The sequence below is a fragment of the Rahnella sp. NRRL B-41462 genome (genome assembly GCF_003263525.1).
GTDB classification, from domain to species: Bacteria; Pseudomonadota; Gammaproteobacteria; order Enterobacterales; family Enterobacteriaceae; genus Rahnella; species Rahnella aceris.
The window spans coordinates 17,457-34,311 of sequence record NZ_JYDF01000013.1 but is presented as its reverse complement, the minus strand read 5'-3'; the positions used below and the strand labels follow the sequence as shown (position 1 = coordinate 34,311).

18 protein-coding genes and 1 other annotated feature are annotated in these 16,855 nt (G+C 48.5%); of the genes, 7 read left to right on the top strand and 11 right to left on the bottom strand.

Annotated features, from left to right (window positions below):
* Positions 1-307 precede the first annotated feature (307 nt).
* The gene (locus UC14_RS04625) at positions 308-2,548 is read left to right on the top strand and encodes a P-loop NTPase fold protein (RefSeq protein WP_112197314.1); all 2,241 of its coding nucleotides are present in this window, start codon (positions 308-310) and stop codon (positions 2,546-2,548) included.
* A gap of 25 nt (positions 2,549-2,573) precedes the next feature.
* Here the strand turns inward: UC14_RS04625 and UC14_RS04620 are convergent, their stop codons facing one another.
* On the bottom strand, positions 2,574-3,392 hold the full coding sequence (locus UC14_RS04620; RefSeq protein WP_112197313.1) for a hypothetical protein: 819 nt from the start codon (positions 3,390-3,392) through the stop codon (positions 2,574-2,576).
* Between the two features lie 458 nt (positions 3,393-3,850).
* Between UC14_RS04620 and UC14_RS04615 the strand changes: the two genes are divergently transcribed.
* Positions 3,851-4,885 (top strand): hypothetical protein, encoded by a 1,035-nt coding sequence (locus tag UC14_RS04615; RefSeq protein WP_112197312.1) that lies wholly within the window; start codon positions 3,851-3,853, stop codon positions 4,883-4,885.
* Positions 4,886-5,062: 177 nt separating this feature from the next.
* Here the strand turns inward: UC14_RS04615 and UC14_RS26695 are convergent, their stop codons facing one another.
* The 9 genes from UC14_RS26695 to umuD all read right to left on the bottom strand — a co-directional run bounded on the left by UC14_RS26695 (position 5,063) and on the right by umuD (position 12,915).
* A complete protein-coding gene (locus tag UC14_RS26695; RefSeq protein ID WP_157962076.1) occupies positions 5,063-5,308 on the bottom strand; it encodes a hypothetical protein in 246 nt (81 codons plus the stop codon).
* Entirely contained in the window at positions 5,292-5,774 is a 483-nt protein-coding gene (locus tag UC14_RS04610; RefSeq protein WP_112197311.1) for a hypothetical protein, read from the bottom strand. The genes UC14_RS26695 and UC14_RS04610 overlap by 17 nt, the downstream gene beginning before the upstream one ends.
* Before the next feature lie 573 nt (positions 5,775-6,347).
* Positions 6,348-7,229: a RepB family plasmid replication initiator protein gene (locus tag UC14_RS04600; protein ID WP_112197309.1), complete on the bottom strand. Its 882-nt coding sequence runs from the start codon at positions 7,227-7,229 to the stop codon at positions 6,348-6,350.
* 630 nt (positions 7,230-7,859) lie between these two features.
* Positions 7,860-9,070 (bottom strand): IS3 family transposase gene (locus UC14_RS04595; RefSeq protein WP_370447455.1). Its coding sequence is split into 2 segments (ribosomal slippage): positions 7,860-8,785 and positions 8,785-9,070, totalling 1,212 coding nucleotides; the frame shifts between segments, so codons are not numbered across the junction.
* Positions 8,676-8,792, bottom strand: a sequence feature (AL1L pseudoknot). It overlaps the preceding gene by 117 nt.
* Positions 9,071-9,084: 14 nt before the next feature.
* Complete coding sequence (locus tag UC14_RS04590) at positions 9,085-9,564, bottom strand: FRG domain-containing protein (RefSeq protein ID WP_112197307.1); 480 nt, start codon at positions 9,562-9,564, stop codon at positions 9,085-9,087.
* 203 nt (positions 9,565-9,767) lie between these two features.
* On the bottom strand, positions 9,768-10,037 hold the full coding sequence (locus tag UC14_RS04585) for a ribbon-helix-helix domain-containing protein (protein WP_112197306.1): 270 nt from the start codon (positions 10,035-10,037) through the stop codon (positions 9,768-9,770).
* 30 nt (positions 10,038-10,067) lie between these two features.
* On the bottom strand, positions 10,068-10,718 hold the full coding sequence (locus UC14_RS04580; protein ID WP_112197305.1) for an AAA family ATPase: 651 nt from the start codon (positions 10,716-10,718) through the stop codon (positions 10,068-10,070).
* A gap of 500 nt (positions 10,719-11,218) precedes the next feature.
* Entirely contained in the window at positions 11,219-12,493 is a 1,275-nt protein-coding gene (locus tag UC14_RS04575) for a Y-family DNA polymerase (RefSeq protein ID WP_112197317.1), read from the bottom strand.
* Positions 12,493-12,915, bottom strand: coding sequence for a translesion error-prone DNA polymerase V autoproteolytic subunit (gene umuD / locus UC14_RS04570; RefSeq protein ID WP_112197304.1), 423 nt, complete (start codon positions 12,913-12,915; stop codon positions 12,493-12,495). Before umuD ends, UC14_RS04575 begins: the two co-directional genes overlap by 1 nt.
* A 268-nt stretch (positions 12,916-13,183) precedes the next feature.
* Between umuD and parM the strand changes: the two genes are divergently transcribed.
* From parM to UC14_RS04555, 3 genes are read left to right on the top strand one after another with little or no spacing between them, the layout of a single operon-like run.
* A complete protein-coding gene (gene parM / locus UC14_RS04565; RefSeq protein ID WP_112197303.1) occupies positions 13,184-14,149 on the top strand; it encodes a plasmid segregation protein ParM domain-containing protein in 966 nt (321 codons plus the stop codon).
* Between the two features lie 18 nt (positions 14,150-14,167).
* Positions 14,168-14,563, top strand: a complete 396-nt coding sequence (locus UC14_RS04560; RefSeq protein WP_112197302.1) for a plasmid partitioning/stability family protein — start codon at positions 14,168-14,170, stop codon at positions 14,561-14,563.
* A 37-nt stretch (positions 14,564-14,600) separates the two neighbouring features.
* The gene (locus UC14_RS04555) at positions 14,601-14,834 is read left to right on the top strand and encodes a hypothetical protein (protein ID WP_013578325.1); all 234 of its coding nucleotides are present in this window, start codon (positions 14,601-14,603) and stop codon (positions 14,832-14,834) included.
* A 73-nt stretch (positions 14,835-14,907) separates the two neighbouring features.
* On the opposite strand, the gene UC14_RS26690 is transcribed toward UC14_RS04555, so the two are convergent.
* Complete coding sequence (locus UC14_RS26690; RefSeq protein ID WP_157962074.1) at positions 14,908-15,402, bottom strand: hypothetical protein; 495 nt, start codon at positions 15,400-15,402, stop codon at positions 14,908-14,910.
* Positions 15,403-15,905: 503 nt separating this feature from the next.
* Here UC14_RS26690 and UC14_RS04545 point away from each other — a divergent pair.
* On the top strand, positions 15,906-16,589 hold the full coding sequence (locus UC14_RS04545; RefSeq protein ID WP_112197300.1) for a DNA methyltransferase: 684 nt from the start codon (positions 15,906-15,908) through the stop codon (positions 16,587-16,589).
* Positions 16,586-16,810, top strand: coding sequence for a hypothetical protein (locus UC14_RS04540; protein WP_112197299.1), 225 nt, complete (start codon positions 16,586-16,588; stop codon positions 16,808-16,810). The genes UC14_RS04545 and UC14_RS04540 overlap by 4 nt, the downstream gene beginning before the upstream one ends.
* The last annotated feature ends 45 nt before the right edge of the window (positions 16,811-16,855 follow it).

Here is a 16,855-nt window from a genome sequence, read left to right as displayed (position 1 = left end):
AGGGGCGTCCATAACATCATTACACACCAACTGCAGTGGTGCTTCGAGCAACACAAAACTTCTATCTGCGGTCGCTGCAGGAAATAATTCAAACCCTCACTGCGGGCGATCTGCACTTGGACATCCGGGTAGACGGTTCGCGCGGCGATTTTCCCGCCGCAGTCGGCGACTAGCTCCCGCGCCTGTAACTGGTTCTGACCGGTAGATGTCGTTCGTACGCTGTGTGCAGTTTGCTGAGCACTTTCGCCGAACGGAGAATTAGCCAGCGCCGTGGCAACCCTACGTACTTTGTACGGAGATTTGTAACATGACAGATGAACAGAGAGGAGACGGCACACGCATCAATGCAGACCTTGATGCCGCCGTGCACTGCCAGGCCGAGGACCGGTATGGGTTTACCCACGTCGCGAAGCAGCTGGCACTCGCCATCGAGGGATTAGGCCGGGACGGCAGCGCCGTGATCGGCATTGAGGGAGTCTGGGGCTCAGGTAAAACCAGCCTGCTCAATTTATTGCGTCTTGCCCTCGAGGCCGGACTGCATGAGCGGACCTTTGTGCTGTCCGTGTCGCCCTGGCTGGACGGTGGGAGAATGAGTCCCGTTGAATCCCTGCTTTTGCCGGTCGCGGCCATTATTGCGGAAGAAGAGAAGCGCGCGTTATCGGCCTCAGCGCTCAGACGCCTGAAGCGAAAGAAAACGCTGACTGACACGGCATCGACCGTGTTGCGATACAGCCAGTCGACCGCTCGCCACCTAGCTCCGGTAGCCGAAATTGCCGCGCTGGTACCCGGCATGCCCAACGCCAGTGGGGCATTGAAGGCCTACTCAGACGCAGAGTTTCTGACGAACAGAAAGACGACCGCCGAGCTGCGCGCCGAAATTGGCGATAAAATTACCGCGCTGGATCTGAGTTTTATCGTCGTAATGGACGACCTGGACCGGCTGGAGCCAGCACAGACCGTAGAAGTCGTGCGCCTGGTGAAATCCGTGGCGGATTTTCCCCGATTTCGCTATATCCTGTCTTACGACAAATCGGTGCTGGCCCATGCCATTCAGACCGGTCTGGGTGTCACGGACGGTGCTGCCTACCTGCAAAAAATCGTGCAGATTTCGTTCAGCCTGCCTCGTCCGGAGGCTTTTAGCCTGCGGCGGGAATTCATCAGCGGCGTGACTGAACTTTATCAGGACGTTAACGGCAACAGTGCCGGAGAGGACCTGTTGGCCGATCTTGCCCGCGTGACGGATGTCTACGGCGCCGCGTTGTCCACGCCGCGGGAGGTGAAGCTGGTTCTTAATATACTGAGATTTCGCTACGCAGGGGTGCGCGATTACGTTTATCTGCCCGACCTGTGCCTGCTGCAGCTTATCCGTATCAGTAACGCCAGCCTCTATGACTGGATAGAGCAGTATCTGACGGAGCGTGCTGTCGTCGACTCAGGTGACGGCAGCGTCAGTGAAGAAGAACAAACCGGGCTGAAAGACGCACTTATTGCACATCTGGCCCATTTTCCTCCCTCAACGGCGCGCACGGCCTACCATCTCAGAGATTGGATCCCGGGGATAGCTGGCTATGACAACGAAAACATTACACTTTTTTCCCAAACGGGGGATCGCGAACGCGCTGAGATGACGGCCAATAAGCGCCTTGCCAGCGGTGCTTATTGGCGTTACTACTTCGCCTTCTCCTCTCCACAGAATGTGCTACCCCCAGCGTTTTTTGATGACCTGTTCCATCAGGCGGCTGACCCGGCACAACAAGCGGCGATGGCGGAACTATTACTGGGGAAAATCGACAGCAATAATGTGTCCTCACGCACCTGGTTTGAGCACATTCTCAGCCAGCTTTCTCTACCGATGGTGGCCACGCAAAGCGCGAAGGCCTGCGAAGGGTTGGTGAGATTTTTCTTTGATTACAGCGATACCGTAATACAGCGCTATCATGAATTAAACGTGTGGTTTGCAGCGTATGATCTCGATTTGTACGGGGTTGTCGACCGGTTAATACAAAGAATGTGTCAGGAAGACAGGGCAGCCTCAATAGCTGTCCTCCAAAACATCTGTGTAGAGGGAACTGCTTGGTCATGGATTGCAAGATATGTGCGACATCAGCTGTGGCAAAATGGGGTGGTCGGAAACAGACAGGTGGTAGAGAATGACAGGGTACTGTTCGATGAAGAACTGAAGGGGTTGTTGCCAGGGCTTGCTGAACGGTTGAACAAGGACGAGATTCAGAGCCGTCTTTTAAATACGGACGATCTCCTGTCGTACCTTTATGCCTGGAGCGACATCGATAAAGCGGAACGTGTCAGAATCTGGGCTGAAAAGGTTATTCAAACCGATAATGGACTGCTGCAGTTGCTTATGCGCTTAAGAGGGCGTGGCATCAGCAGTGATATAGGTCGTTACCTGAGTCTGGACCTTAACAGGCTTAGTGAATTTCTTGGCGATGAAGAGGTAATAGAACAACGGCTTGCTCGCATAGACGCCGGGGGGCAACATCCAGAAGTCATAAGGGAAATCAGGACTGCCCAGGAGCACGCTCGATTTTAATGCCATTGGCCGGATGGTTTTGTTATTACCACCCGGTCACCACGCCCTGCTCTTTTAGCCGATGGCGGGTTCGCTTAACGTAAGCTGCATCAACGGTTTCCTCTGAATTAAGATTGCGAGTAATGTTGCATATCGTTGCGAGGGTTTCATCTGACAAATTGAAGCCACGGGGTAATGAATATCCAACCAATCCATTTTTTTGATCATTAATACGGTCAAACAGCTCCCTGAAATAATCCGTCAAAGAAGGGCGGCGGGCATTAATGATAGCCTCAGTGGCGTCATCAGCGAACTCAGTGATTACTTCTTCCAATCCCATTACATGCAGTATATCTTCAACTGCTGGCCAGTGCTTCAGGTCATAAACATTAAGCAGTGCAAGCTTACTTTTGAGAGATGACTGATAATAGCCATTATCTTTACCTGCTTCATCAATTAGTTCAGTCAGGCTTACCAGCCGCTCGCAGTAGAAATGGCCACTGAGGTTCAGTAATTCAGACCGGCGCTCAAGCATGGTCGCCAGCCTGATGCTTGCTTCGCTAATGGCCTCATTGAGAGCGGTAAGTTCCCGGAAATCTGAGCGCAAGCGGGCATGCTTTTCCTCGGTACCAAAGCTTGCGGCAAAAATAAGCTGCTCCAGCAAAATCCAGAGTCTGGTTCCTGTGATCCCCCGCTCAGCCAGCTCCTCATAGACCGCGAACATTTCATGATGACGAGTGATAAGGCGGTCAAAAACCGGCCAGGTTGAATTCCATGCCGGGCTGACGCCATCTTTCCAGTCGTGCAGTTTATCTATGAGTAATTGCCTGACATTTTCAGACTGATTGTGTAAATCGGCAGACATTCGCATTTTCCTTGAAAAAATTATGTTTTCGGGCCCATTATTTACATGAAGATGAAGAATGTCGGTAACGGGAGGAAAATTTTTATCAAAGTCAGAGGTACTTTGCCACGACAACATTGCCGTACATATAGGCATGCATAAATGTCACATCGCTGACTCACTCCTTAATTTAATCTTAATTAAGATGATGAGCATTTGTTACTGTTCATAGTAGGAAAATGATATTAATTTGCCTCTTCATCATCAACTTGGTGCATTCGTTTGGAAGCGCGCTTGAAATGGATATCCAGTTAATCCTCGTTGGAAAAGTGGTCCCTGTCACGCCATTGTTAAGATGATTTTTGAAAACCACCAAGTTGTGTTTTCAGGCGTAGGTGTTTAACAGTCTATTCCGACCCTATTTTATAGCTCAGCAGGTCTCCTGATAGGGGAACCGTAATTACGAAAAGAGAAGAGCCATGGACGAATTGAAAAAAATATTTACCCCACGTCTCAAAAAACTTGTCCTAGATTTGTTCGTTGAGTCTGCAAAAGGCCTACCCGGTGTGGGAGGTATGGTCAATGCTAGCGATAAATTATTGCGAGGCCTGGCCGATATTGAACAGGAGGAGCGGCAAAAGCGTCTAAAAGATTACGCTCTGGGCTTGGCTTACGATTACGTTGAAGATGTTGAATTTCGAGAGGAAGAAGTACTGACGGTGGTTCGCAAACTCGTTGCAGATGATGAGGCAGCAAAAACTGAATATTACACACGTCTTACGCTGGGTCTTGGTCGTATTGATATGGAAACGCTTCCCCCCAAAATGCGCTATCATCTCATCCGCATGACAAGCGAACTAACCTGCTACCAGATCGAGTTTGCTAGGGAACTGAAGATCCGCAAAACAGTACCGATTATAGGTACTCTCTCGCTAGATGAAGCCGAACTTAAACTTACCTCAATGGAAAGAGGTATGACTCTCCAGGCTGTAAGTACTCTTAGAAATTGGGGGTTAATAAAAGAAGTATCGCTTCCTCCTCGTGCGAAACCACCGGCTGGCCAGTTGTACGACTTAACGCAAGATTTTCATACATTGATGAGTTTGCTTTTCCACCCTGATGATTTTTCCCCTTTAACCATAGATCAGAAGCCCAAAGAAATTGTTGATGTCATTATCGTGGAACCATATAGCTCAGCCGACAATTTGTATGAAGAGTACCTTACATCTATCCTCAACAGAGAGGGAAAGAAGGTGTCTGTCGAAACTAGAGGAAGCCAGCACCTGTATGAAAAGCTGGGGCATCGCTACCTTCATACGGGGGAGTTGCTCAAAGATAAGAAAAAATTCATTAGATTTAATCTGACCAAAACGGGCCACAAGTCTGACGCAGAGACTCAACGTACGTTCCTTATAGAAAAGGAACTATATACCAGATTTAATAATAATAGTTCGAGTGCGCAAAGTAAGTTACGTCAGAAGTTGGATGAAATAGCGAGCGCTGTGCTGGAGTAGCTAAGGAAGTAGTTCCTGTTTGCTTGCACTCCTGAAGGCACGTTTCCCATGAAAAGGGAATATGATGAATAAATTCAACTTAATCATGGCTATAGACTGTGCAGTCTAGATTTAACGCTGATTTGATTTTTTGAAGTAACAGGTAGGGGGTGGAAAGCGGGGCACTTGCCCACGCTTTTAAGTTTTCTTAACATTCTTTCTTTTCAACGGAGATTCAAAACCAGCAAGGCTGTCTTTTTTCTTAGTTCTCGGAGAAACAACTTCGCCAATTTCGCCTACTTCTTTTCCACATAACTTCGCAGCTTCTGATATCAACTTGATGCGCATATTCTTGTAATCTGAAGCAATGCGCAAAACATCATCACGGCTGTATCCGTTTTTTGGGCGTTCGGACGTGGATGTAAAATTACGGTTCGATGACATGAATATGTTGCTCCATATAAGATTGGTTATAATTGTAGCCTAAATTTTGCTCATTTTCACGTAAAACCTTGTTGTACATCCAGGATAGCCCCCTATCCATAGGGATGGCCACTATTGCTCCAAAGTTATTATTTTCAATGTAATCAAAGACCGCTACAGCTAAGCCATCATTTACAAACTCTCTCATCTCCTTGAAAGTAAATTTCATGTTTACAACCGGCGTATATCTGTACACTCCCTCGTCTTGTTTGAATATCACATAATCGAAGAAATTGACCACATAGAAATCGTTTTCGATCTTATCGGCATTATATTGGTCATAGAAAAACGGGTGCATTTCTTCCGGAAGTCTTACAATTTCCACAACAAACTTACACTCAACCCCTACGTCTTTAACAATGCTGATTAGATAGTGTGTTCCCTCAACCAGCCCTGGAGGAGTGTATCTATTAACCGTTACATTCATTTAACTCCCGCCTCTCATTTCATGAGTCACATGACATTTATTTCGTTAAAATTATATTTTTCAATTAGTTATTTCTTTCATTTAAAATCACCATCTTTAAGTATGCAAATCCAATTTTTTGGTAACTTGCCATTTTCAAATCTGCATCGCCACAGGTTTAACAGACGCTTCCAAGTAGTTAAGATGACTTAAAAATAGAGGTACTCATGAGCGGTAATCTTATCTCACGACTTTAAAATCATTAATGTGAAAGTGTCGGGATGCATAGTACAAGTCATAAAAATATCAATATGATTTAATTTCAACATCAATTTAATATTATTTTCATTGTATTCTATGTTCCATCCCTTAGGCATAAGGTGACTACTTTCATAATGGAAAGCGGTCACTTTCATAATGCCTTTGAAAAGAGATGCTGCTTTCATAAGAATGCATCACAGTCAGTACATAATTCACTCTTAAACACCGGCGTATACCGCCAATTTTGCTGTAACTTATGAAAGTGACCGCTTAACGAATGCCGTTTATGAAAGTAACCGCCTTTCTTGCAGTGCGTTATGAAAGTGACCGCTTTTATGAAGAAGCGAGCCCAAGCTTTGGAGAGCGGGTATGGATGATGAACATGATCTCCCTCCCCTTTTTCGTCTCTGTATAGTCTATGTAGCCGATTTTCTTCAAATCAGTCATTGCCCTGCGGATCGTCGCGTTTTGGTCTTTTACTTGCGATTCCATCGCCAGACGCTCCCGGAGGCGTTTCATTGAAACAAACAATGTAGATGGGGGCATACTTTCAAAGTACACATACAGGGACTGAGCTGCTTCTTTACGGGATAACTCTGAAAGGGCTTTTAGACCAAGCAAAACCTTGTGATCATATCTGTACAGTTCCCATAGACTTGGGTCCCCAACAATTTCAACCAGATCAGCGTCCATATCTAACACCGCACGTTGTACCAAATGCGTCACCAGGGAGCGTTTGCCATCTTTGCTGCGAAATGCCAGGGTAACACTCGATAAATTGAACAAAGAGTCACTGAGACGTGTTCTGGCACGTCCATTGATGTCTGTGGGCTTTAAACCACACATCCGGGCAAATTCTGAGAACGGTAAGGTTATTTTTTCACTGGAATAACCGTATTTTGAAAAGGCAGAGATGATCCCTATCCACGTTTTGAAATCAGTGGACATACCGAGCTTGGCGCCCTGAATCTTGATATTTGTATACCCTTCCTGCCTGGCAACCTCTAAGCTGGAAAGTTCTTCTGACGCATCAATCAGAAATTCCCGCTTCCCCTTTTCCTTAGGTGAAACAGGGGTAAACACACTCAATCTAAGTAGTGCTACAGGCTGGACAGTTTTGCTGCTGTTCGGGATCAGTTCATAAGCTGTGCCTGAATCTTTCTTGATGATCGCGAATGGACTTTCTGGTGGATTGATATCATTAGAGTTTTCCATTTATCCACACCGTATTTGAAATTTGAGAACTTTTTATGAAAGTAACCGCCTAAAGGTTATGAAAATAACCGCCTTTATTATGAAAGTAAACGCTAAATTTATGAAAGTAACCGCTTTTTTTATGAAAGTAACCGCTCAATGTGCCGATTTAAGTAATGTTTTCAATAGAATACGAGGCTGGTGATCTGTTTTTCTTTAATATGATCTAATTATGATCTTAAGAATTGTAATATCAGGTGTATATGTGGATAACTTATTGATCCAGAAGACTCTGACTAGATCCACTCTTCAGTTCGGAACGGATGAAAGGGATCTTCTCCTATTCGTTCACCATCTTTCGTTACTGTAACGTCCAAAATTTTCACTGTTGGCATAACCAAAACCGTCGATATCAGGGAACAAAGTTAACTGGCGTACATCAAAGCTATCTTCGAGGATCCTTAAACAAACGCTTTTCATTTCCGGCGTAAGACCAATCGCCAGGAATGCCTTCTTTTCTTTTATAAACGCCAAACTACTTACTGGGTCATCACAAACTCTGCTGTATAAAAATTCAGCGCTTTGAGCTGCAATTCTTTTTGTTACTACTGAACCGCTCCGGTTTTCCTGGAGAGTATTTTGCCTGAGTGATCAGGCTGCCACATCCCGGTCATTCAGCGAAGCGTAATAGGCTTTTTCTGCCTCCACTGGCGGGATATATCCGGTCCGTTCCATCAATCGGTGATTATTGTACCAGTCCACCCATTTCAGCGTAGCCAGCTCAACATCCTGTCGGGTTTTCCAGCTTTGCCTGTGGATCACCTCCGCTTTGTACAACCCGTTGATACTTTCTGCCATCGCATTGTCATATGAGTCGCCCGTGCTGCCTGTTGAAGCCAGCAGCTCCGCGTCCTGCAGCCGTTGCGTGTACGCCAGTGACACATATTGCGAACCTTTGTCGCTGTGATGGATGGTACCGCTCGGGCGTCTGGCCCACAGCGCCTGCTCCAGTGCATCCAGCACGAACGACGTTTCCATCGTGGATGAGACCCGCCAGCCCACGATAACACCGGCGAACACATCAATGATGAAGGCCACATATGCGAACCCCTGCCAGGTGCTGACGTAGGTAAAATCGGCCACCCAAAGACTATCGGGCCGTTCAGCCACGAACTGCCGGTTCACCCGATCCTGCGGTGTTTCGGCTTTGTTGCTGCGGGTGGTTCTGACACTTTTGCCGCGTGTCACCCCACGTAGCTGCAGGGCTTTCATCAGGCGCTCAATGGTGCAGCGGGCAACGCCGACACCTTCACGTTTTAGCTGTCGCCAGACCTTACGCACACCGTAAACGCTGTAGTTTTCTTCGTATACGCGCTGTATCTCAGGTATCAGCACGGCATCGCGTTTATCCCGACTACTGCGTCGTTCAGGACACTTCCGGCGTTGCTGATGCCAGTAGTACGTTGACGGAGCAATATCCAGCTCATGACAGACTGGCCCGACCCCGTGTTCACCGCTCAGATTTTCCAGAAGCGGCATTATTTTTTCCAGTGGCGGTCGAGCTCCGCCTGGGCAAAATACGCTGAAGCCTGACGCAGAATATCATTGCTGCGGCGCAGCTCGCGGACTTCCCGCTCCAGTTCTTTCAGACGCTGGCGTTCGCTGGCAGTCAGCGCATTCTGCTCATCACCAACGGGCTCCTGCTGACGGATCCAGATACGCAATGTCTCGGGAGTGCAGCCGATCTTAGGGGCAATGGAGCAGATAGCGGCCCATTGTGAGTTGTAGGTATTCTGGTTTTCCAGAACCATACGAATAGCGCGTTGACGAACTTCAGGGGGAAATCGGTTATGTTTTGTCATCCTGGTTACCTCTCTCAAAGAATGTAGTCTCCAGGATTACCGGGGCGGTTCACTACAGGTGGTTGCCAGACAACAGGATGTGAGCCCGTATCAAGACCTTTAGTGTCCCCTGCCCCAAAAATTTCGTTATATCCCCTTTCTTCAGAACGACCTTCAAAACCCAGAATATTACTTATATGCCATCCCAGTAGAATGCCTGTTTTGTCAGTTTGCGATCTGCAAGCGAACCATAAAGCCACTAACATATTTCTTGATACATCGATCAGCCTAGTTGCAGCACCATGGTGTTGAAGCTTTGCCAGTAACTCAAAATCAGTCAACTTCCTGCCATTTTCATAGCCATAGCCCTGATGCCAAGCGTTAAGTAGCAGATCTCTTTCATAATCGCGCATCGTCACCTCAGAAGGTGGCTCTTCCCAGCGTCTTTCTTTCAAGAGACGGCGATATGCTGAACTATGTATTGCCCAACTCACATCACCCTGCCCTCTCCACATGTATACACTTCGTCTGTCACCAGAATGGTCATCAATAATTTCCAAAATCTGGCTAAATTTACTAGGAGTGTGTATATCTCACCAAACAACAAAGTCTGCATTTTATGTACGTGTTTAACCATTATTACGCATCTAAAAAACAATCAATTTAATATCATAATGATAGTATTATAAGTGTTAAAAGAAACGATAGAGAATATCCTCTAGTCTTTCTTCCCACCAATCATTGCGCCTTCATTAAGTACATGCCGGATCCCGATGTTGATCAGAGCCGCGCGCGAAAGCCCTAGGTCTCCTGCTTTCTGGTCTAATTGGTCAAGGATATCTGGGGTGATAGTTAACGTGATTTGTTGTTTTTTCCCTTTAATGACACCTTTCTTTTTGGCTGACTGGCCATCTGGAGCACCTTCGATGAAAGCATCTAGTTTAGCGTTGGCTTCATTTGTTTTTTTTGGTGGTTTTGTAATTGCCATTTCATATCACCTTAATATTAATATGATGTTTTATTGATTGTTAAATAGGATGCTTATGAGGGTAGTAAGTTCCAGATTAGCTTTAGCATCTTGTGGCTTATATTCAAAGACGCATTGGCCTGAACCAGCAGCATTTGAAAATGCTTTACGGCCAACAATATGTTCAGGGATAAACTCAAGCTCCGGGTAATCGGTAAAGATGGCTGCAGCTTCTCTATTGTCTATTGAGTTACGATTTGCATCGGCAACGTTAATGATTGAGTAAGCTTTCAACCCGTCACGCACACTACGTGCCTCTGTAATTAGGTCTGAAATATCCTGCAAAGCCCATACATCAAAACTGCCTGGACGGTAGGGAACTAAAAGGACATCTGTCAAAACGAGTGCTGCACGCAATGCTGTTGAGTCCCTGCCGCCAGCATCAATGATCACATCATCATACTTTGCTTTTTGCTGCATAAGTTGTGAGCGCAGAATCGGGCCATCAGCATAAGCCGAGCATGCGATACCTGGTTGGATATCGTTTTGTGCTCTTATGCTGATCGCCGTCTGTGCTGTCTCCTGCCGGTCAGCATCAATAAGTAGGACATCACGGCCTTGCATGGCTCTGGCGGCAGCAATATTCACTGCAAGTGTTGTTTTCCCTACACCACCTTTAGTATTCCCAACTGTAAGAATCATTTTTTACCCTCATTTTAATATTAAAATGCTGTGCTTATGATGTTCTTATACTAGCAGTAAAATATCTTTTTAAACCAGCATTTTCTCAGATAATTATCATTAAATAATATTATTTTAATATTAATATAATTTGTTTTTGAGGTGTAAATGATTGGTAACTAGATAAAGAGAAATTTTTTGCATTGGTTAACTGTGATAGATGCAATTGCTATTGCATCAGAGTCACTTTTTCTCCACTTAGGTGACTCTTCGATAGCCCTAGTTTTGAAATTACTATTTAAAAGTATTCCAAGCATAAAACTCCCGTCCGACCATGCTGTGGGAATTGCGTGGGGTGGGCAGAGCAGAAGCACAATCCAGATTTTAAATGTTGAGATGGATTAATGGTATGTAAGTTATTTTAATATCATTAAAATATTAAAAAGGCATTATTTAACAATCATAATGATTTTTATTTAATATCGTATTGCCGCTAAAATTTACACGCAGATAGAGAAGGGTCAACGAATCGAGGCAACCGGTAAATCCGACCATCTTGTAGTGTAAGCAGGGGAGAGCATGTCACGTTTCATCTGCCATTCGGGTGCAATCCCACGTCCCGCAAACCATACCTTTCCCAGGCCAGAATTATTGATGCCATCGAGAACGTGCATCAACGCGTCACTGGCAGGTCGGGGCTGAACTTCATCGAACAAATCCAACTGTGATACACCGTTTGGTGTGAAATCATTGAGCATGATTCCGGCCTTTGCGTACCGGCGGCCATCGTCCCAGATACGATCGAGTGCCTTCATTGCGGCCGCAATAATATCGCGGGTGTCTCGTGTCGGTGTGGTGAGCTTTTCAGTGGCCACGTTGCTGTAATAGATTTCGTTGACTGCGAAAGGTGATGTTTTCACGAAAACGGAAATATGCCGGCAGTACTGATGTTCACCCCTGAGCTTTTCCGCTGCCCGTTCGGCATACTGGCAGACGGCCTGACGCATCGCCTCATAGGTTGTGATCCTCTCGCCGAAAGAGCGGCTGCAGATAATTTGCTGTTTTGCAGGCGGGGCTTCCTCCAGGCTGATACAGCTTTCGCCGTTCAGTTCCCGACATATCCTTTCTAGGACAACGCTAAAATTCTTCCTGATAAAAGTGGGATTCGCGCGAGCGAGCTGCAGGGCAGTGTGTATACCCATCAGGTTTAGCTTTTTTGAAATCCGGCTTCCGCAGCCCCAGACTTCCTGAACGGGCATCAGCGATAACAATTTTTCAGTCCGCCGGGGATTACCCGGCGTGAGAGCCAGCACACCCTTAAATTGTGGCCATTCCTTCGAGGCCCACTGAGCGGCTTTGGCCAAAACTTTGCCGGGTCCCATCCCTACACCGATTGTCAGGCCAGTTCCCTTCAGAACGTGCGCGCGCAGCTGGTGGCCAAAGGTTTCAAAATCCATGCAGTTATCGATGCTTCTGATATCAATAAACATTTCATCCACACTGTATTGCTCCACGCGTGGCGAAAGTTCCTCTAAATGACTCATCACCCGTTGGGAAAATGAGTGATATAAGGAATAGTTGCTGGAGAACGCGTACACCTTCTCAGGGAACGACATCTGCTGGATCTGAAACCACGGCATGCCCATTTTTATGCCTAATTTTTTGGCTGCTGCGGATCTCGCCACGCAACAGCCATCATTATTACTCAATATTATCAATGGTTTGCCGCGAAGATTTGGGTTAAGAACCGCTTCGCAGCTTGCATAAAAAGAATTTACGTCCGCCAGGGCAAACATCATTCACCGCCCCGGGTTTTATGCACAAAAGCCATCACGACGCCAAAAATCTGCAAGTTCTCTGGATAGATTGTCGGAAAGTTAGGATTCATGGCCTGAAGCCCTGGGCGAGGTGTCAGTAACAGTCGCTTTACCGTGAATTCACCGTCTATCTCCGCTATCACAATGTCACCATGATGTGGCTCTTCTGCTTTATCTACGACCATCAGGTCACCACTGTGCAAACCGATATCGGTCATCGAATTTCCAATCGCCCGGATGAAGAACGTGGAGGATTTTTTCTTTATACAGTAATCGTTCAGATCCAGTTCTGCGTCGGCGTAGTCGGCACAAGGGCTGGGAAAGCCGGCGGGGCATCGTTCAATAAACAGGGGCAACGAAACCTTCACCGGATCAATGGCGGCGGGAGTGATGAGTAGCATGGCAACTCCTTTTAACAATACTGTATATAATTACAGTATTATTGGTGTGAAAAATCCGACTTGCAAGCGCCGCATGGCTTCTTTTGACTAGCTCTCTGTTTTCTCAGGCGGAAAAAATTCGAGGGTATATTCTTTGAGCAAAATTTATTCCATCTCAAGAAAACCTATTTTGATGATTCATAAATACTCATAATGAGTATTTATAATTGCAAATAGTCCTCTTTGGGTTATTATATTTACTCTAAATGAGTAAATATAAGGGTGTATCATGAAAAAGATGGGTTGTGACGACGGTTCGACGAACGTAAAACTGGCCTGGCGGGACGGCGATAAAATCTGTACTTCTGTCTCGCCGAATTCGTTTAAAGCGGGATGGAAGGTCGCCGGGATCGGCAGCAGTGAAACGTATAATTATGAAATTGACGGGCTGAAGTACTCCTTTGACAGCGTCAGCCATCAGGCGATCAATACCACCAACATTGAATACCAGTATGGCGACACAAATTTGTTGGCCGTACATCATGCGCTACTCACCTGCGGCTTGCCGCCTCAGCCGGTGAGCCTGACCGTCACCTTACCCATCAATGAGTTCTACACCAGCGACTGTCAGCATAACGAGGCCAACATACAGCGTAAAATCGACAACCTGCTGCGGCCGGTAACGCTGAACAAGCGCGAAACTTTCACCATCGCGCACGTTGACGTCATGCCGGAGTCGTTGCCTGCCGTGATATCGCCGCTGGAACGTGCAGGGGTAGGGGCGCTGGAAACCTCGCTTGTAATTGATCTGGGGGGAACGACGCTCGATGCCGGTGTCCTGGTGGGGCAGTTTGAAGATGTCAGTGCCATTCAGGGCAATTCTACGATCGGCGTATCGATGGTAACGCAGGCCACCCTCACGGCACTGCGTATGGCCAACAGCGACACCAGCGCCTTTGTGGCCGATCAACTGATACAGCGACGGCATGACCGCGAGTTTGCCGCCACAGTTGTCAACGATGAGTCAAAAGTGGACTATGTGCTGGACATGATAAGTTCGTCCATCGAGCGACTCGGGGAACGGGTGGTCAATGAGTTGTCGGCGTACCGCCAGGTGAACCGGGTTTGGCTGGTGGGTGGCGGGGCGTCGCTGATTGAGGCTGCCGTGCGCCGTGCCTGGAAACTGGCCCCCGACCGTATTGTGGTGGTCAATGAACCCCAGACGGCGCTGGTTCGCGAACTTGTTTTACTTTAATTCCAAGGAGCGCTATCCGTGACCGACAAACGTAAGAAACTGACCGTCTATTTGCACCCTGAAGACGACAGTCAGGATGCCAGGGCGATGGAGATTATCGAGTCAGTTCCCCTGCGCACCCGTGGTGATTTTTTCCGGGCGGCGATCGTGGGCGGAAGCGCGTTATACCAGCTGGATAAGCGTCTGCCTTATCTGTTGTCCATGCTGTTCGATGGCCAGCTGACCGCCGACCAGCTGGTGGGTATTATTCAGCAAACGACGGGATGGCAGCCCACGACGGCCAGCATTCAGGACGTCATTGCCGCCTGTGCTGGCCAGGTGCTTGCCCCTTCAGTGCCCCCGGAAACCACCGGCAGTACGAAAGGGGAAGGGCAGGCCCGAACTAATTTCAAACGCATGCTGAAAAAAGACTGAAGCCCTCCGGCGTGCCGGATGATTTTTGGAGAGTACCATGTCATTTATGTTGTTATGCAAAGGGATCATCGGGCTGGAGACGCTGACGGGTAGGATGCGCAAAAGCGCGGCGGAGTGGTGTTTTCTCATCAGTTGCCTGTTTATCGTACCGCTGCTGATATTTGACGGGTTCAGTGTGCCGGTGAAGATACTCCTGCAGCTGTGCTGGGCCATTGTGGTGGTACGCGCGGCGTTTCTGGCCTCTGAAACCTGGAAGAAAAACCGTAAGTAAAGCCGATCATCGTTTTCCGCCGGTCTGCGTGCCGGCTTTTTTATGGCTACATCAGGCCGGGAGTGTGCGGTTTTCACATCAGTTGCAGACGATATGACGCTTCCTCGTCGCGGCTGTTCGTTCCTCGCGGTGCTGCGGTACGCCTCAGCCGAGTCTGCGGCGAGCGTTGCGGGTTTTTACAGGATAGATTTTTTTTACCGTTTTTCGACATTCTCAAGATGACTGCCTGGTCGTGCTGGACGGCATCAGAACCCGGATGCATGATAAGAGGAGCGTTTAACCCCGCCGGAGACATGAAATGGTCATTAATCCCCGCTTTCCCAAAGAGTGGATTTTCTTCTCGGACGTCAAAGATGCCGTCGCTGACGCGGCGACCCGCATTTTTCTGACAGGTAACGAAATCTGTCACGATACCCTGGTGGAATGCCTGGCCGACCGGTTGACTTTTGCGAAAATCATTGAAGACAACTATGCGGCCGGCGTGCTGCAGCAGGCGATTGACCTGCTTGAAGAGCATCGTGGCCACCTCTGAACCGCCCGCGACGAACAGCATGTCATCCTCATTCATCGTCTGACCTCAGAGGCCGGCCTGGCCGGTGTCTGTCCTGCTGCCATTCATTTCGCGTACCGCCCCGGTCGTCGCAGACTACCGTCTCATTTCAAACCGCTTTCGGTTATCCACAGATTCACTGAGTAACTTCGGTATTCGCGGGGGATAAGTCGGTGAACCTTGCTGCGCCGGTCCTGTGCCCGGCGGCTTTTCACCCAAGGATGTCGCGTTGCTCCACATCCATAGCACCTGACGGTGCCGCCCTGATTTGCTCACTTCCGTGCTATCCCTCCACGTCCTTAACGTTAGTGCCAACGCCGTGCCCGCACTGTAGCCGGGCCGCTGCGCCTGCAAGTGTTCACTCCGTCGTCTCCTCACCCGTTCGCACCCGTCACGGCGCATTCAGCCCGTGACGGGTTTGCGCTGCGGCTTCCGGGGACGCACCTGCCTGCTCCGCTTTGCGCCCGTCTGTCGTGGGGGCACGGCGCCGGCCGGTTCCGGCACTCTCTGTGAGTAACACTATGTCCCGATATATGCAGGGTGACTGTCAGCTGGTCATGTCAACATTTCCGTCCCGTTCCGTGGATTTTATCCTCACGGATCCGCCTTACCTGGTGGGATTTACTGATCGGTCAGGGCGGTCTATTGCCAACGATAAACAGGGGGACTGGTTACTGCCGGCCAGCCGCGAGATGTTCCGGGTGCTGAAAAACGACAGTCTGGCGGTCAGTTTTTACGGCTGGAACCGGGTGGATCAGTTTATGGCCGCATGGAAAGCCGCCGGCTTTCGCGTGGTTGGCCACATTGTTTTCACCAAGACCTATGCTTCGAAATCCGCATTCGTCGGCTATCAGCACGAAAGCGCCTATGTCCTCGCCAAAGGGCGCCCGCCGTTGCCGGAAAAACCGCTCCCGGACGTCATGCCCTGGCAGTACACCGGCAACCGTCACCATCCGACGGAAAAACCAGTATCTATCCTGCAACCGCGGATTGAGTCCTTCACGCAGCCGGGCGCGATAGTGTTAGACCCTTTCGCCGGGAGTGGTTCGACCTGTGTGGCGGCGGCTCAGAGCGGACGCCGCTGGATTGGCATCGAACTGTTAGAGCAGTACCACACGGCAGGCATTCGTCGTCTGGCTGAATTTCAGCGCAGACATTCAGTGACGCCGGTTTCAGCCTCACAACACTCCCGGAGCATGGCATGAGCAACTATGCAGACAATATCGACCTGCGGTCGGACGTGGCGGCGCTGGCGAACGCCACCTATGAACTTCGCGAACAGTTCCGGGCGTTTGAAAAGAAATACTTTTGGGGCAGTGAGGAATTGGCTCAGCGTCTCGCCGGGCAGGTGGTGAACCAGTGCAGCGGTCAGATGCTGGAAATCTACAGACAGGTTAACGAACTCGACCACGCCTTCAAAGACTGAGACTCAGAGCATGGCCCGCGCGACGGGTCTAGCCAGGCTAAATTC